Origin of the sequence: Aeromonas veronii, from assembly GCF_040215105.1 — a bacterium.
Taxonomy (GTDB): domain Bacteria; phylum Pseudomonadota; class Gammaproteobacteria; order Enterobacterales; family Aeromonadaceae; genus Aeromonas; species Aeromonas veronii_G.
In genome coordinates this window covers 3,606,306-3,622,552 of sequence record NZ_CP157875.1, presented here as the reverse complement: position 1 = coordinate 3,622,552, position 16,247 = coordinate 3,606,306, and the positions used below count along the sequence as shown (strand labels likewise).

Below are 16,247 nucleotides of genomic sequence, written 5' to 3'. Positions count from 1 at the left end.
TTCCTTGGAATGTTGGGCAAAGCCGACCCCAGTGGGGCCGGCTTGTCTCTTGCTTGGTGGATTAGAACTTCTGGGCGTAGTCGATGTAGTAGATGCGACCGTCGATGCTGTAGAGCTCTTCGTCATAGGTGAAGCCATCGCTCTCGAGGGACGGGCCCGCGTTGAACATGTTCTTCACCCCGACCTGGATCTTGCCATCCCACGGCGCTTCCACGCCGACGTTCAGGTTCCAGGTGGTCTGGGACGCGATGTGACCGACTTCCTGACCGGTATCGGCGATGTAGTCCTGGCTCTGGGAGTCGATGTAGTTCGCGCTCAGGTAGGTATCCATGTTCCACCATTGGGGAACGTTGACGCCGACACCGGTGCTGAAGCGGAACTGGGGCAGACCGTTCTGGCCAATCTTGTCGATGACCGGGCCGCCGGCGTACAGACCTTCCTTGTACTCCAGGATGTAGGTACCGCCGAGGTCATAACGGACGGTGGCGTAGTTCAGGTCGTACTTGTAGTCCACCTTGAGATCGAGGCCCGAGGTATCCAGGGTACCCAGGTTGACCATGGAGGCGATGGCGCCATTGATCCGGCCCTGGCTGTTACGGGTGACGTTGCTGGAGCTGCCGGTGTTCAGTTCGTCATAGATGACGGACTGCAGGGAGTTCAGCTGGATCACGTCATCGATGCTGATGGTGTAGTAGTCCAGGGAGAGGTTCAGGTCATCGAGCGGGCTGTAAGCCACCCCGAAGTTCCAGGTATCCGCGGTCTCTTCCTTCAGCTGCTCGTTGGAGGTACGGGTAGTGTCGTACTGACGGTTCGGGCAGTTGGCTGCCGAGATGCCATTGGCCTCGCAGTAGACATAGTCCTTGGCCCAGTCGGCCGAGTAGGAGTCCGCCGCGTAGAGATCGCTCAGGCTGGGGGCACGGAAGGAGCGGGACCAGGAGGTGCGCAGCATCAGATTGTCCAGCGGCTGGTAGCGCAGGCTCGCCTTGGGAGAGAAGGCGCTGCCAAAGTCGCTGTAGTCATCGAAACGACCGGCCACGTTCAGCTCGATCTGCTCGGTGATGGGCACCAGGGTCTCGATGTAGGCGGCGGTCACGTCGCGCACACCGCCGGAGGAGTTGCCGGAGGAGCCGATGATGTTGCCGGCTTCGGACTGGGCATCGTACTTGTCGGTGTAGACCCAGTCGTTGTACTCGGCGCCGGCGTACCAGCTGACCGGACCGGCGGGCAGTTCACCCATGTCCCACTGCACCCCTGCGTACCACTGGTAGAAGTCCATGGTGGAGCGGCGGCTGGTGTCGGCGGCCATGGCCTTGGTGCTGTCGGCGCTGAACTCGCCACCCACGAACTTGCCATCGGCGATCGCCTGCTGGGCGGCGGAGGCCAGCACGTAACCGGTACCGTTCTCCTTGTTGTCGGTCTTGGAATACATGTAACCGGCGTTCCACTGCATGTCACCCACGGATTCGGTGGCGATGGTGCCTTCGAAGCCGAGGTTCAGGCTGCCGGTCAGGTCGGTGACCAGGTTGTCACGGGGACCGACGTTGCTGAAGCGGTAGTAGGCATAGGCGGCTTCACCCAGACCCTGGGTGGCGGCGGCATCCAGGCCGTTGTCGGTGAAGAAGCTGGCGTTGTTCGGGTTGGCCGGATCGATGGTGAAGGCCCCGGCAGCGGGGGCGAAGCGACCGAAACTCTCGACCCGGGAGCCGATGATCTGGGGCACGAAGTCCACGTTGTCATTGATGTGATAACGGCCGTTCACATACAGGGTGTCGCGGCTGCGGGAGGCCGTGGTGGCGGCAATCTTGCCGTAGTTGTAGTTACAGCCGTCTTCGAAGCCGATGAAGGGCTCTTTACAGCTGCCATCGGCGTTGGTGGCGCCCGCCAGGGGGCCATATTTCCAGACCGGATCGCCATTGGCATCCAGGCCGGTCACCCCTTCCACGTTGCGGCCATAGGCGCTGGGGGCTTCGTTGCCCTGCTTGGAGAGATAATCGCGATCACGGGCGTAGATGACGTCTTTCTTGTCATGCTCGTAGACCGCCATCAGGGAGCCTTTCTCGCCATTGACGCCGGCAACGATGGAGCCGCTCGCTTCGTCACCCCCGTCTTCGCTCGGGGAGCCCAGGCGACCCTGGAAGGTCAGGCCTTCATAGCCTTCCTTGAGTACCACGTTGATGACACCGCCGATGGCATCGGAACCGTAGATGGCGGAGCCACCGTCCAGGTTGACTTCAACCCGCTCGACGGCGGCCATGGGGATGGTGTTCAGGTTGATGGAGGTGCCGCCCATGGTGGGGGAACCCGCGACCCGCTTGCCATTCAGCAGAACCAGGGTGCGCTCAGACCCCAGGCCGCGCAGGCCGACGGTGGCCTGGGACTGGAAGGAGCTGCCGGAGGCGGGGGAGACCCCCCCGAAGGAGTTGTAAGAGGCTTGCTTGAGGTAGTCGGCGACGGTCTGTTGGCCGGATTCTTCAATCTTGGCCTTGCTGACGGAGACGACAGGGGTGGAACCTTCCACGTCGACCCGGGAGATCCGGGAGCCTGTGACCTTGATTTTTTGCAGTTTTTCTACGTTCTGGCCCTCTTCGGCCAGGACAGGGGTGGCCACAACTGCCGCGCTCGCCAAGGCAAACGCTACGGCAGCAGAGAGTCTGCTTTTCCTAAGCATCGCTAGTATCCTTCCTGATTGTTTTTTGTTTGCTTCCTGTACCGCCCTCGTTGGAGCAGTGCGTAAGGCTTATCAAGGTTTGAGGTTTAACGTCAAATGAGGCGGGGTGAATGGGGAGGCAGGTGGGAATTAGATGACTATTTTTTATATGGGCGTTTTTTTCGGGATTTTATACTGTTCATCTTGCATTCAGCGATGTGAAAACGATGTTAAATGTACCCGTTTCGATTTTATTGATTATTTTTGAACTTATCGATAATGCACATGTCCCGATGAGTGATATATCGCCAATATCTACTTTGGTAGCATTTAAATCTGTCTTTGTTCATGTTCTCGCTCGGAGCCTTGTCCTGCCCATCGAAAAATCCCTCTTCTTCTATAGGTAAAATCAACATCGCCACTGATTTAGTGTAAGTGATTGTTAAATATGGATTTTGGTTCCGCTTTCGTGTTTTGTTTAATTAAATTTTATTAAATAAAAATAATTTAAATATGATGGCGTAGCAGTTTTTTATCTTGAAGTTGGGTTTTCGAAAAAAAAATTCCGGTTTTTTCTACTGCACCGCCCCCTCCTGTTTCATGTGCCTCGTTTTACTTGATTTTTGTTGCAGAGCTTTTACAGTGACCGAGCGGTATTGTCTGCCAATGACAGGCAATTCAGTGAGTAATGCCAGGAAGGACAGGCTGTTCATCGGATTTGAATGGCCATACAAGAACAACAAGGATGAGGTTTAACCCACCATGCTGTCGTATTTCTTACGTCGGATGCTTTTGATCATCCCGACGTTTCTCGGGATCACCCTGCTCGTCTTCACCATCACCCGCTTCGTGCCGGGCGGTCCGGTCGAACGCATGCTGATGCAGGCGCAGGTATCGCAGAATGAAAGCGGGCGCTCCAGTGGCAGCAAGGGAGCCCAGGCCCTCTCCGACGAGCAGATCGAGGAACTCAAGGCGTTCTACGGCCTGGACAAGCCCATGCTGATCGCTTACTGGGAGTGGCTGCAAAAACTCGCGGTGCTGGATCTGGGGGAGTCGACCCGTTACTACGAGCCGGTGTGGGATCTCATCAAGGATCGCTTGCCGGTCACCGCCTTCTTCGGGCTGGCGACCTTTCTGCTGAGCTATGCGGTCTCCATCCCACTCGGGGTGGCCAAGGCGCTCAGGCATAACAGCCGCTTCGACTCCCTGAGCTCCATGCTCATCTACATGGCCTATGCGCTGCCCGCCTACGTGGTGGGGATCTTCCTCATCACCGTCTTCGCCTTCCACCTGGAGTGGCTGCCCATGGGGGGCTTCCCGGGGGAAGATTTCGAGTACATGGAGAGCAGCTGGGACCAGATCCGCACCGTCTTCGCCCACGCTCTGCTGCCCCTCATCGCCTATGCCATCGGCGATTTTGCCATCCTCACCATGACCATGAAGAACAGCCTGATGGAAAACCTGTCGGCGGATTACGTGCGCACCGCCGTGGCCAAGGGGCTGCCGTTTCGCAAGGCGGTCACCGGCCATGCCATGCGCAACAGCCTGATCCCCATCGCCAGCCACTTGGGATCCGTGCTCACAGTCTTCTTCGGGGGCTCCTTCCTCATCGAGACCATCTTCAACATCGACGGCATCGGCCTGCTCGGCTATGAGGCCATCGTCGAGCGGGATTACCCCACCGTCATGGGGATCCTGGCGATCACCTCCATGCTGATGCTGGTGGGGAATATCGTCTCCGACATCTGCGTGGCGCTGGTCGATCCTCGCGTGCGGTTTGGAGACTGACCATGAACCTGAACCTCAACCCGGTCACACTGAAAAAACTCAAGCTTTTCAAGTCGATAAAGCGGGGTTACTACTCCTTTATCATCTTCTCCGTGCTGGTTGTCATCTCCCTTCTGGCGGAACTCCTGGTCAACAGCCGGGCCCTGGTGGTGAGCTATCAGGGGGAGCTCTACTTCCCGACTTATGGAAACGTTATCTCCGGCCAGCAGTTCGGGCTGGATTACGAATACGAGACCAATTACCGCCAGTTGCAGGCCCGCTTCGCAGAGGCGGGAAAAGGGGATTGGGTGCTGCTGCCCCTGGTGCCCTGGAACCCCTATGAGCAGGACTTCAAGCAGGACGCCTACCCCCCCTATGCGCCTAGCCTGGCCGAGCGCCACTTCCTCGGTACCGACACCAGCGGCCGCGATGTGCTGGCGCGTCTGGTATACGGCTTTCGCATCGCCATCGGTTTTGCCTTCATCACCCTGGTGGCGAGCTACGTCATCGGGGTCAGCATCGGTTGCATGATGGGCTTTCTCGGCGGGCGCTTTGATCTGGTGCTGCAGCGCTTCATCGAGATCTGGTCCCAGGTGCCCTTCCTCTACGTCATCATGATCCTGGTGTCGCTGGCCAAGCCGAACTTCGGCTTGTTCGTCGGCATCAACGTGCTGTTTGGCTGGATGGGGATCACCTGGTACATGCGCACCCTCACCTACAAGGAGCGGGCGCGGGACTATGTGATGGCGGCGCGGGCCCAGGGGGCCAGCACGGGGCGCATCATCTTCAACCACATACTGCCCAATACCCTGATGATGATCGTCACCCTGGCCCCCTTCGCCGTGGTGGGCAATATCTCCACCCTGACGGCGCTGGATTACCTGGGTTTCGGCCTGGCGCCGCCCACCCCGAGTTGGGGGGAGCTGCTCTCTCAGGGCATCAACAACCTGGATGCCATCTGGATCGTGAGTTCGGTGGTGGCGGCGGTGAGCCTGGTGCTCATCATGGTCTCCTTCATCGGTGAGGCCATCCGGGAGGCGTTCGATCCGCGCAAGTTCACCCGCTACCAGTGATGGCGTGGTGCAAGATATCGGTTGTGTGTGAAGTGACATGATTTAACCCTTAATCAAGAAACCCCCGCAGCAGGGGTCATGACCAGGAAGTCAGATATGAAGAATAAAATAAAATGGATAGGTGCACTTTTCCTGCTGGTGAATGGATCCTGGGTCTGGGCCGCCAGCCTGCCCGCGGATCTCAAGTGGGAAACCAATGACACGGACCCGGTGTTTGCCTCCCCCAAGGCGCTGCCAGGCGGCTCTCTTACCATGTTCATCGACAGCTTCCCGCTGACGTTTCGCACCGTGGGGCCCGACTCCAACGGTGCGTTCCGCTCCTTCATCCAGGACAACCAGCTGAGGCTCATCAGCTTCCACCCCAATACCGGCAACCCCATCCCGTCGCTGGCGACCCAGTGGGCCATCGCGCCGGACAACCAGACCGTCTATTTCAAACTGGATCCGCGCGCCAAGTGGTCTGACGGCAAGCCGGTCACCGCGGACGACTACACCTTCGGCTACGAGATGATGCGTTCCAAGGAGATCCGGGCGCCCTGGTACAACAACTACTACACCACCGAGATCGTGGCGGTGGAGAAGATTGACGACCACACCATCCTGGTCAAGTCGGGCAATCGCAAGGCCAAGCTGGACTTGCTCAACACCACGGAGCTCTGGCCCCAGCCCAAGCATTACTACAAGCTGACCCCCAACTGGGTGAAGCAGTACAACTGGTCCGTGGTGCCCACGACGGGCCCCTATGTCATGACCGAGGTGAAGAAGGGCAAGTCCATCACCTTCAGCAAGCAGCCAGACTGGTGGGCCCAGCAGGATCGCTACAACCAGCACAGGTTCAACATCGACACCATCAAGGTGCAGGTGATCCGCGACCACAACATCGCGTTTCGCCACTTCCTGAAGGGGGAGGTCGACACCTTCGAGATGATCCTGCCGAACTGGTGGCACGAGAAGGCGGTGACGCCGGAGTACAAGCAGGGTTATGTGCAGAAGGTGATGGCCGTGACCGACACCAAGCAGGGCGGGCAGGGGGTTCACCTCAACATCGCCAATCCCAGGTTGGCGGATATCAATGTGCGCCTCGGCATCCAGCACGCCATGAACCTCGACAAGATGATCGCCACCGTGCTGCGCGGCGACTATGACCGCGCCACCACCTTCGGCTCGGGCTTTGGCGACTTTACCGACATGCAGCTGGCCGAGCGGGCCTATGACGTGGCCAAGGCGCGGGAGTTCTTCGCCAAGGGAGGCTACGCCAAGCCGGGGCCGGACGGCATCTTGCAAAACGACAAGGGCGAGCGCCTCAGTCTGGCGGTCACCTACACCACCCAGGAGCACACCAAGCGGCTGACCGTGCTCAGGGAAGAGGCCAAGAAGGCGGGCCTGGATCTGGAGCTCAACCTGGTGGATGGTGCCACCGGTTTCAAGGTGATGCTGGAGAAGAAACACGAGGCGGCCTGGCTTGGCTGGGGCGGTGGCGGTCTCTATCCGCAGTATTGGGAGTCGTTCCACTCGGATAACGCCAACAAGCCACAGACCAACAACCTGTTCAACGTGGCAGACAAGCAACTCGACACCCTGATCGACGCCTACGACGTGGAGTTCGATACCGCCAAGCGGGCCGATCTCTCCCGCCAGATCCAGCAGCGTATCTATGATCTCGCCATCTTCGTGCCCGGTGTACAGCTCAACTATGTGCGGGCCAGCAGCTGGCGCTATGTGATGCTGCCCGAGGTGCCTGCCACCAAGAACACCCCGGATCAGCTCTACTGGCCCATGGATGGCTACCCCCACAGCAGCGGCGGTCTGCTCTGGATCGATCCCAAGGTGAAGGCCGAGACCCTAAAAGCCAAGGATGCGGGCGAGGCGCTGGCCCCCATCAATCTGCTCGACAAGACCTATGCGCACCATTGAGTCCAGGATTGAGCCCATAGACAAGGGAGGGGCGGCCATGGCCAAGCGAGAGGCCCCCATCCTCGAGGTCCGGGATCTCGAGGTGGAGTTCGCCGTCGATGACGGCAAGATCAAGGTGCTTGACGGGGTGAGCTTCGCCGTGGCGCCGGGGCAGACCCTCGGCATCGTCGGCGAGTCCGGTTGCGGCAAGAGCGTCACGTCGCTCGCCATCATGGGGCTGTTGCCCAAGCCCCATGGTCAGGTCGTCGCGGGCTCCATCCGTTTCCAGGGGGAGGAACTGCTGTCACTGCCGCCGGATCAGATGTACCGGGTGCGGGGCAACCGCATCTCCATGATCTTCCAGGAGCCGATGACGGCCCTGAACCCGGTGCAGACCGTGGGGGATCAGTTGATGGAGGTGTTCAGCCTGCACCGGCCGGAGTACAGCAAGCACGACCGCAAGGCGGCCGCCATCGCCATGCTGCACAAGGTGGGGATCCCGGAGCCGGAGCGGCGCTTCGGGGTCTATCCCCACAACCTCTCCGGCGGCATGCGCCAGCGGGTGATGATCGCCATGGCGCTGGCGTGCGAGCCGGCCCTGCTCATCTGCGACGAGCCGACCACGGCGCTGGATGTGACCATTCAGGCCCAGATCCTGGATCTGATGAAGGAGCTGCAAGCCCAGACCGGCATGGCCATCATCTTCATCACCCACGACCTCGGGGTGGTGGCGGAGCTGTGCGACGAAGTGGTGGTGATGTATGCGGGTCGGGCGGTGGAGCGGGCCGATATCTACGAGCTGTTTGACCGGCCGCGTCATCCCTATACTCATGGTCTGATGGCCTCGATCCCGCGCCTCGAAGATGTGCCAAAGAGCCTGCTCAAGACCATCAAGGGCCAGGTGCCTGCCCTGCACGAGATGCCGGCGGGGTGCCGTTTCTCCAACCGCTGCCCCCACGCCACCGAGATCTGCGTGGGCACCAATCCGGTGGCGGAATCCCTGGGAGAGCGGCACACAGTGTCCTGCCATCACTGGAAGGAGTTGAGCGTATGAGCATCTTGTGGTCGATGCGGGACTTGAAGCAGCACTTCAGCACGAGGGAGAGGGGGGATCTGATGCCGCCTCTTCCCCTCGATAACAAGGAGCAACAGCCATGAGCATCTTGTTGTCGGTCAGGGACTTGAAGCAGCACTTCAAGATGGGTGGCGGTTTTTTGCGCAAACACTACACCGTCTATGCGGTAGATGGCATCAGCTTCGAGTTGAAACAGGGGGAGACCCTGGGACTGGTGGGGGAGTCCGGCTGTGGCAAGTCCACCCTGGGGCGCTCCCTGCTCAAGCTGTTCGAGCCCACCGCGGGGCAGATCACCTTCGAGGGGCGGGACATCACCCAGCTGTCGCCAAAAGAGATGCGTTCCCTGCGTCAGGAGATGCAGATCGTGTTTCAGGATCCTGCAGAATCCCTCAATGGCCGCCATACGGTGGGGCAGATCCTGGAGGAGCCCTTCATTATCCACGGCAAGGGCACGACGACGCAGCGGCGGGAGTGGGTCTTGGAGCTGCTGGACAAGGTCGGCTTGCCGCGCAGTGCGGCGGATCGCTATCCCCACGAGTTTTCCGGCGGCCAGCGCCAGCGTATCGGCATCGCCCGGGCCATCGCCCTCAAACCCAAGCTGCTGGTGTGTGACGAGGCGGTGTCGGCGCTCGATGTATCGGTGCAGTCCCAGATAGTCAATCTGTTGCTCACCCTGCAGCAGGAGATGAACCTCGCCATCATCTTCATCGCCCACGACTTGTCGGTGGTCAAACACATCTCGGACCGGATCGCCGTCATGTATCTGGGGCGGATTGTCGAACTGGCGGATGCCCAGCAGCTTTACCTGAGCCCGCGTCACCCCTATACCCAGGCACTCATCTCGGCTATTCCGGTGCCGGATCCCCGTCGCCGCAATCAGCGGATCCTGCTGACCGGTGACGTGCCATCCCCCATTTCACCGCCGAGCGGCTGCCACTTCCACCAGCGCTGCCCCTATGCCACGGATCTGTGCCGCAGCGCCTCGCCCGCACTGACTGTGTGCGACGGGCTGGCCCATCAGGTGGCCTGCCACTTCCCCCTGGCTGCGGTGGAGGCGGTGCCGCTGGGAAAGGCGATGTGATGCCGGCGGCCGAGCCACGGCCTCCGGCATCCGCACCGGACGGTCAGCAAGACGAGCAATAAAAAAATGGGGCCTGTGGGCCCCATCTTCATGGTTGGAGTTCAGGTTTGGCCGTGGAACATCTGGCCCGGGCAGGACAGCTTCCCGTGGGGATAGCTGCAGTGTGGATTGTCGTATATTTTGTAATTTTACTACTTATTGCCTTTCGGCCGGCCCACTCAGGCGCCATAGCGGAAGTAGTAGTTGCGGGTCGCCGGTGCATAGGTCACTTTCTCGTCGACGCCTTTTTTGCTGGATGCACCCTTGAGGTGGAACAGCACTGCCAGATTCTCGAACATAGTCTTACCTCATCGCTCTGTTAATCGTTGTTGTGTGTGACCTTGGTCACAATTTGATGCTAGGGAATTTTGTGATCCCGATCAACTTATCGTGTTGTAAATTTACATAAATCATGGAAAAGGTTTTCGTATAAAAGTTTTCTTATGGATACGTTTTCAAGGGAATGAGGATGTTTTGAGGCAGGGGAGCCACGAAGAGGGGGCGGCGGGAGAGAATGGCCATAAAAATGCCCCGCACGGAGCGGGGCATCATGACACCTGGCAATAAAACCGGCCTTACTTGGCGGGGATCTGTTCCAGCACGTGGACCAGCAGCTGCCAGAAACGCTCGACCGCGGGGATGTGCACCTTCTCGTCAGGGGAGTGGGCACCACGGATGGTCGGACCGAAGGAGACCATGTCCCAGTCCGGGTAGGCACTCTTGAACAGGCCGCACTCCAGACCTGCGTGGATCACCATGACGTTCGGCATCTCGCCGAACAGGGTCTGGTAGCTGTTGCGCACCAGCGCCATCACCGGTGAGTCGACGTTCGGGGCCCAGCCCGGGTAGGCGCCGGTGAACTCGCAGCTGGCACCGGCCAGGTTGAACAGGGAGCGGGTCATCTGCTCGACGCTCTCGCGACCGGAGTCGATGAGGGAGCGGATGAGGCACTGTACATAGATCTCGCCTTCGAGGGTCTTGATGACGCCGAGGTTGGTAGAGGTCTCGGTGACGCCCGGGATGGCATCGCTCATGCGGATGACGCCGTTCGGGCAGGCCATCAGGGAGTCCAGCAGGCGGGCCTGCAAGGATTCGCTCAACAGCTTGGCCGGCTTCTCCTTGCTGCTGAGCAGCACGGTCAGGTTCGCCTCGGTGGCGGCCAGTTCGCTCTGGTAGATGCCGGCATAGCGATCCACCAGGGCCTTGAGTTCATTCACGCTGGCGGCAGGCACCAGCAGGGTGGCACGGGCCTCGCGGGGGATGGCATTGCGCAGGGTGCCGCCGCTGATCTCGGCCAGTCGCACACCCAGCGGCTCGGCGGCCTTGAGCAGGCGTACCAGCAGCTTGTTGGCATTGCCACGGCCGCGGTGGATATCGACCCCGGAGTGACCGCCGCGCAACCCCTTCACCTGCAGCTCGAAGCCTTCGCCTTCAGTGGCGGCGACCTGCTCAAGGGGGAAGCGGATATTGGCATCCACCCCGCCGGCGCAGCCCATGTAGACCTCGCCATCTTCCTCGGAGTCGGTGTTGAGCAGGATTTCGCCTTCCAGCCAGCCCGCTTCCAGACCGAAGGCGCCGGTCATGCCGGTCTCTTCGTCCGTGGTCAGCAGCACTTCCAGCGGACCGTGCTTGATGGTCTTGTCCGCCAGCACGGCCAGGCAGCCGGCCATGCCCATGCCGTTGTCGGCGCCCAGGGTGGTGCCGCGGGCGGTGACCCATTCACCGTCGATGTAGGCATCGATGGGATCCTTGGTGAAGTCGTGCTGGGTGTCGGCATTGGCCTGGGGCACCATGTCGATGTGGGCCTGCAGTACGACGGCCTTGCGATTTTCCATCCCCGGTGTGGCCGGTTTCTTGATGATGATGTTGCCGACGGCATCCTGCTTGACCGCCAGCCCTTCCCCTTGTGCCCACTGGACAATCCAGGCGCTCAGCTGGGCTTCGTGCTTGGAAGGATGGGGGATGGAGCAGATCTGCTCGAAGAATTGCCAAATCAGTTTGGGAGAGAGGGAACTCAGCTGTGCCACGTCGGGACTCCTTACCTGCACGGGATGATAGCGGGCCCCAGCGGTGGCTGGGGAAGTGGGTAACGATAATACAGTCAATCACACAAAAATGTGAGCAGTCAGCGCAAATTGCAGTCCGCTTGTGCTGATAAAGAGGGCATGAATGGTGAAGCTGGCTACCAGGCGGGGTTCATGCAGCACAATATCAATAATGTGACTTGACTCACAAAAATATTGTCTTTTTCGCCGGCGATGGTAAATTAGCCGCCGTGGGTCACCCCACTTGTCAGGATGACAATCAATGCCTCCAGGGAACCGAAGCAAAGCAAGTGCGCCTCCACGGAACCGAGTGTTCGTTCAAGGATCTGAGCCCGCATTAAGGTACGTAACTTGTTAAGCAATCAGGAGTATTAATATGTCAGGCAGCAATTCAACCTATTGGTTTGCCCAGTCTCTCTATACCCAGGGTTTCAACTATCCGAACCCCTACGCCAACCGTCGTTAAGGCGGGTTGTCAGCCAGACTGACGACCGAATCGACAGACAGCAGGTGTGCGAGGCCTCGAACCTCCCCCTGCTATTTTTTTACCTGAAATCTGGCAAGACGCGGGGCAAGGCCGGCAAAATGCCGTGTCAGACGGTTCTCATCATGAAGCCATGAACGATTTTTCCCGCTTTTCGCATACGTTTGTCAGGCAATCTGCTGGCAAAGAGTGCTATCATGCTGGCCCAACAGCCGGTCTGGATTCTCGCCCTCTCGTGTGAACAGACCGCCAGCTATGCCCATCCTGCTTCCATTGCATCAGCGTTTGCTGCCGAGGGTCTTCTCCCGAGGCGGCCCAAGTGCAAGCCGAATTTGGCGACAGGGGGCCAGAATTGACAGTGGTCGAGCCGTTTGGGGTTCGGAACTGGTTTTTAAGTGATTGTTTTATATAACTCTTCGAGATCGATATTATGCCAAAGAAATTTTACGTGTCCTGGGACAACCTGCAACGTGAAGCCCGCCGTCTGGCCCGTCGCCAGTTGCCTGTCAGCCAATGGAAAGGGATCATCGCGGTCAGCCGCGGCGGCCTGGTACCGGCCGCGCTGATGGCCCGTGAACTTGGCATTCGCAATGTCGAAACCCTCTGCATCTCCAGCTATGACCACAACAGCCAGCGTGAACTGGTGGTGGTGAAGGCCGCGACCACGGCCGGCGATGGCGAAGGCTGGCTGGTGGTGGACGATCTGGTGGACACCGGCGGTACCGCCAAGGCGATCCGCGAGCTCTACCCCAAGGCCAAGTTCATCACGATCTTTGCCAAGCCCATGGGCGAGCCGCTGGTGGACGACTTCGAAGTCGCCATCCCGCAGGATACCTGGATTGAGCAACCCTGGGACATGGCGCTGGAATTCGCCAACCCCATCTGCGACGAAGAGTAAGTCCATCGCTGGCGCCACAAGGCGACGACAAGTCGATGGCACCGTCAGCATGACGGCGTCAGAAAGGTTTCAAAGGGCCCCACTTAGGGGCCCTGTTTTTTTATGCTATGGCTGCCGGGCGTGAAAAGTGGTTAAGATGACCCATAGCCTGAGACAGAAGAGCGACGATTTTGGAACCAAGCAACGATACCAACCTGACGGAAAAGCTGTTCACCCGGGTCAAAAAGGTATTGGAAACCTCCGAGATATCCAACTCCAGCCCGGTCGAAGAGCACGACAGCGCCCTGGCCGAGAGTTTCATCGACGGTGCCCTCTCGCCCCACTGGTATAGGCTGCTGCGCCGACCGACCTGGGCCTGGCAGGGCGCGGATCCGGTGGAGGTGGAGCAGACGCTCGCCCACATCGCCATGGGGCAGGGGGAGCGCAGCCACGAGCGGTTCCTCGATACCATCAAGGGCTATGTGCCCGGCAACTGGGTGTACGAGTGGAGTCAGCTGGGTGGTCGTTACTTCAATCAGGGGCGTGAGCAGGCGAGTCAGGGGGAGCGGGAAGCCGCCCTGAAGAATTTGCTCAAGGCGGTGCGTTACTACTCCATCGCCAGTTATCCCCATCTCAAGCACGACGAACTGGCGGATCAGGCGCAGTTGCTCGGCAACATGGCGTACCGCGAGGCGGGACGCCTGTTCAAGGTCCCTCTCAAGGAGTTGCAGGTGCCGTTTCGGGGCAAGACCATCCAGGGGTATCTGCACCTGCCGACCACAGAGAAACCCGTGCCCCTGGTCATCGTCAGCGGCGGCATCGACTCGTTGCAGGTGGATTTTCTCAGCTTCTACTTCAAATGCCTCGAGCCCCACGGCATCGGCATGCTCTCTCTGGACATGCCGGGCACCGGCTATGCCGAACACTGGCCCCTGGTGCAGGACACCAGCCGGTTGCATCAGGCGGTGCTGCACCATCTGGCCGAGGTGGCCTGGGTGGATCATCAGCGGATCGCCATGGTGGGATTCCGGCTGGCGGGCAATGTGGCGGCGCGCCTTGCCTATATAGAGCCGTTCAAGCTGCGGACCGTGGTCTGCATCGGCGCAGGCATCAATCAGGTGTTCACCAACCAGGAGATGTTTGCCCGCTGCCCGCGCATGATGCGCGACGGTCTGGCAAACCGGCTGGGGGCCGACGCGGCCCAGTGGGATCTGCTGCGCACCAAGTGTCAGGTCTTCTCCCTCAAGACGCAGGGTCTGCTGGGGAGCCGGACCTCTGTGCCGATATTGAGTATCGGGCACAAGCGAGATTTTATTTGTCCCGAGCAGGATGTCCGGGCATTGGCCTCCGCCAGCCGCAATGGCAAGGCGGTGGTGTTTGACAAACAGCCTCTGCTAGAGGTCTATGACGAGGCGTTGAAAGAGACGGTTGATTGGCTCAAGAAGCACCTATGTACATGATGCAAAACTAAAAGTGTCACATCACCATGTGATGGTATGGCTTGTTCAACAGGGAGGTTAGCATGTCAGAGAGAGTGACCTACAAGCGCTTGCTGCGGCAATTCGCCGCCATTGGCCCCTATCTGCGCGAAGATCTGTGCGAAGAGGGGCACTACCGCTTCGACTGTCTGTCGGTCTGCGTCAGCGCCAAACCGGCGCCGGACAAACGGGAGTTCTGGGGCTGGTGGCTGGTGCTGGAGCAGGACGATCACCACTTCAGCTATCACTACCAGGTCGGTTTCTACAACGCGGACGGGGAGTGGATAGACAAGCCGCTGCCCAAGAAGCATCAGGCGGAGGTGGAGCGTACCCTCAACCACTTCTACAAGCTCATCAGTGGCAAACTTGCCACCCTGGAGTGCAAGCTCTCGCCTGCCGAGCAGGTGACCAATGAGCTGAGTGTCACCGCCGCCTGACTCATGCCGGCCCCGTCACCACGGGGCCGTTTTCCTATGCTCTCTGCCTTCCCGTGACGTCAAATGCGCGCTTGGCGTACAGTTTCGCCATCATGACCGCGACTCGGCGTAATTGCCTTGCAGGGCAGGGGGGCCGTGGGTATAAAGGGATTCCTTACTTTTTAGCCTCTTAGTTCCCATGGAAAACAGAACCATAGTCGTCAAACTGGGCACCAGTGTGCTCACCGGGGGATCAGCCCGCCTCAACCGTGCCCACATGGTCGAGTTGGTCAGACAGTGTGCCGCGTTGCACCGTGATGGCCATCGCGTCGTCATGGTCACCTCCGGGGCCATCGCTGCCGGTCGTGAACACCTTGGCCACCCTCCCTTGGCGCCGACCCTGCCCAACAAGCAGATGCTGGCGGCCGTTGGCCAGACCCAGCTCATCCGGGTGTGGCAAGACTTGTTCAATCTCTATGGGCTGCATATCGGCCAGATGTTGCTGACCCGCGCCGATCTGGAAGACAGGGAGCGCTATCTCAATGCCCGCGACACCCTGCGCACCCTGCTCGATCACCGCATCATCCCCGTCATCAACGAGAACGACGCAGTGGCCACCGCCGAGATCAAGGTGGGGGACAACGACAACCTCTCCGCCCGCGCCGCCATCTTGGCGGATGCGGACTTGCTGATCCTGCTCACGGATCAGAAAGGGCTCTTCACCGCCGATCCCCGCAGCAATCCGGATGCCCAGCTCATCGAAGAGGTGCAGACCATAGACGACACCCTGCGCAAGCTGGCCGGTGACAGCGTCAGCGGCCTGGGAACGGGCGGCATGGCCACCAAGCTGCAGGCGGCCGACGTGGCGCGCCGGGCCGGGGTCAACGTGGTGATCGCCACCGGCCAGATCCCGGAAGTGGTTGGCCGTCTGGCCAAGGGGGAGCGGGTCGGCACCTTGTTCCCGGCCCTGGCATCCCCGCTGGAGGGACGCAAGAGCTGGATCTTGGCAGGCCCGCCCCCCCACGGCGAGGTACAGGTGGATCAGGGGGCCGTCGCCGCCATGCAGGAGAAAGGATCCAGCCTGCTGCCCAAGGGCATCATAGCGGTGAAAGGGGACTTCGCCCGGGGCGAGGTGGTACGCATTCTCGACCCCAAAGGGAGCGAGCTGGCACGGGGTATCTGCCGTTATGATCACATCGAGCTGGACAAGTTGCGCGGCGTGCATTCGGATCAGATAGAACAGGTATTGGGTTACGGCTATGGCGCCGTGGCCATTCACCGCGACGATATGGTACTGCTGTAAGGCGGTACGCTTGGGCCCAGCCAGGAATAGGTTCATGACCATGGGCCGTTCGCACAGATGATATGGCAC

The 16,247-nt window shown here is 59.9% G+C and carries 11 protein-coding genes; 9 read left to right on the top strand and 2 right to left on the bottom strand.

All coding sequences use genetic code 11. From position 1 onward, the window contains the following. Window positions 1–61: 61 nt before the first annotated feature. Window positions 62–2,668: a TonB-dependent receptor plug domain-containing protein gene (locus ABNP46_RS16650; RefSeq protein ID WP_349919326.1), complete on the bottom strand. Its 2,607-nt coding sequence runs from the start codon at window positions 2,666–2,668 to the stop codon at window positions 62–64. Window positions 2,669–3,409: 741 nt separating this feature from the next. On the opposite strand from ABNP46_RS16650, the gene ABNP46_RS16645 reads away from it, so the two are divergent. From ABNP46_RS16645 to ABNP46_RS16625, 5 genes are all read left to right on the top strand, one after another. Further along, a complete protein-coding gene (locus ABNP46_RS16645; RefSeq protein ID WP_349919324.1) occupies window positions 3,410–4,435 on the top strand; it encodes an ABC transporter permease subunit in 1,026 nt (341 codons plus the stop codon). Window positions 4,436–4,443: 8 nt separating this feature from the next. Beyond that, window positions 4,444–5,487, top strand: a complete 1,044-nt coding sequence (locus tag ABNP46_RS16640; RefSeq protein ID WP_349922539.1) for an ABC transporter permease — start codon at window positions 4,444–4,446, stop codon at window positions 5,485–5,487. Between the two features lie 96 nt (window positions 5,488–5,583). Then, a complete protein-coding gene (locus ABNP46_RS16635; protein WP_349919323.1) occupies window positions 5,584–7,401 on the top strand; it encodes an extracellular solute-binding protein in 1,818 nt (605 codons plus the stop codon). Between the two features lie 37 nt (window positions 7,402–7,438). Next, a complete protein-coding gene (locus ABNP46_RS16630) occupies window positions 7,439–8,434 on the top strand; it encodes an ABC transporter ATP-binding protein (protein ID WP_349919321.1) in 996 nt (331 codons plus the stop codon). Window positions 8,435–8,534: 100 nt separating this feature from the next. Next, window positions 8,535–9,536 (top strand): ABC transporter ATP-binding protein, encoded by a 1,002-nt coding sequence (locus ABNP46_RS16625; protein WP_349919320.1) that lies wholly within the window; start codon window positions 8,535–8,537, stop codon window positions 9,534–9,536. A 614-nt stretch (window positions 9,537–10,150) separates the two neighbouring features. On the opposite strand, the gene ABNP46_RS16620 is transcribed toward ABNP46_RS16625, so the two are convergent. Next, window positions 10,151–11,602, bottom strand: coding sequence for an aminoacyl-histidine dipeptidase (locus ABNP46_RS16620; RefSeq protein ID WP_349919319.1), 1,452 nt, complete (start codon window positions 11,600–11,602; stop codon window positions 10,151–10,153). Between the two features lie 932 nt (window positions 11,603–12,534). Here ABNP46_RS16620 and gpt point away from each other — a divergent pair. The 4 genes from gpt to proB all read left to right on the top strand — a co-directional run bounded on the left by gpt (window position 12,535) and on the right by proB (window position 16,178). Then, window positions 12,535–13,002: a xanthine phosphoribosyltransferase gene (gene gpt / locus ABNP46_RS16615; RefSeq protein ID WP_349919318.1), complete on the top strand. Its 468-nt coding sequence runs from the start codon at window positions 12,535–12,537 to the stop codon at window positions 13,000–13,002. A 170-nt stretch (window positions 13,003–13,172) separates the two neighbouring features. Next, the gene (frsA, locus tag ABNP46_RS16610; RefSeq protein WP_349919317.1) at window positions 13,173–14,441 is read left to right on the top strand and encodes an esterase FrsA; all 1,269 of its coding nucleotides are present in this window, start codon (window positions 13,173–13,175) and stop codon (window positions 14,439–14,441) included. 62 nt (window positions 14,442–14,503) lie between these two features. Then, window positions 14,504–14,896 carry a sigma factor-binding protein Crl gene (gene crl / locus ABNP46_RS16605; RefSeq protein WP_349919316.1) on the top strand — a complete coding sequence of 131 codons (393 nt, stop codon included), beginning with the start codon at window positions 14,504–14,506 and terminating at the stop codon, window positions 14,894–14,896. Window positions 14,897–15,074: 178 nt separating this feature from the next. Then, window positions 15,075–16,178, top strand: coding sequence for a glutamate 5-kinase (gene proB, locus ABNP46_RS16600; protein WP_349919315.1), 1,104 nt, complete (start codon window positions 15,075–15,077; stop codon window positions 16,176–16,178). Window positions 16,179–16,247: the final 69 nt, after the last annotated feature.

What these genes read in the sequence shown, in the direction of transcription:
- ABNP46_RS16650 (WP_349919326.1), bottom strand. Translation starts at nt 2,668, where the DNA reads ATGCTTAGGAAAAGCAGACTCTCTGCTGCCGTAGCGTTTGCCTTGGCG.
- ABNP46_RS16645 (WP_349919324.1), top strand. Translation starts at nt 3,410, where the DNA reads ATGCTGTCGTATTTCTTACGTCGGATGCTTTTGATCATCCCGACGTTT.
- ABNP46_RS16635 (WP_349919323.1), top strand. Translation starts at nt 5,584, where the DNA reads ATGAAGAATAAAATAAAATGGATAGGTGCACTTTTCCTGCTGGTGAAT.
- ABNP46_RS16630 (WP_349919321.1), top strand. Translation starts at nt 7,439, where the DNA reads ATGGCCAAGCGAGAGGCCCCCATCCTCGAGGTCCGGGATCTCGAGGTG.
- ABNP46_RS16625 (WP_349919320.1), top strand. Translation starts at nt 8,535, where the DNA reads ATGAGCATCTTGTTGTCGGTCAGGGACTTGAAGCAGCACTTCAAGATG.
- gpt (WP_349919318.1), top strand. Translation starts at nt 12,535, where the DNA reads ATGCCAAAGAAATTTTACGTGTCCTGGGACAACCTGCAACGTGAAGCC.
- crl (WP_349919316.1), top strand. Translation starts at nt 14,504, where the DNA reads ATGTCAGAGAGAGTGACCTACAAGCGCTTGCTGCGGCAATTCGCCGCC.
- proB (WP_349919315.1), top strand. Translation starts at nt 15,075, where the DNA reads ATGGAAAACAGAACCATAGTCGTCAAACTGGGCACCAGTGTGCTCACC.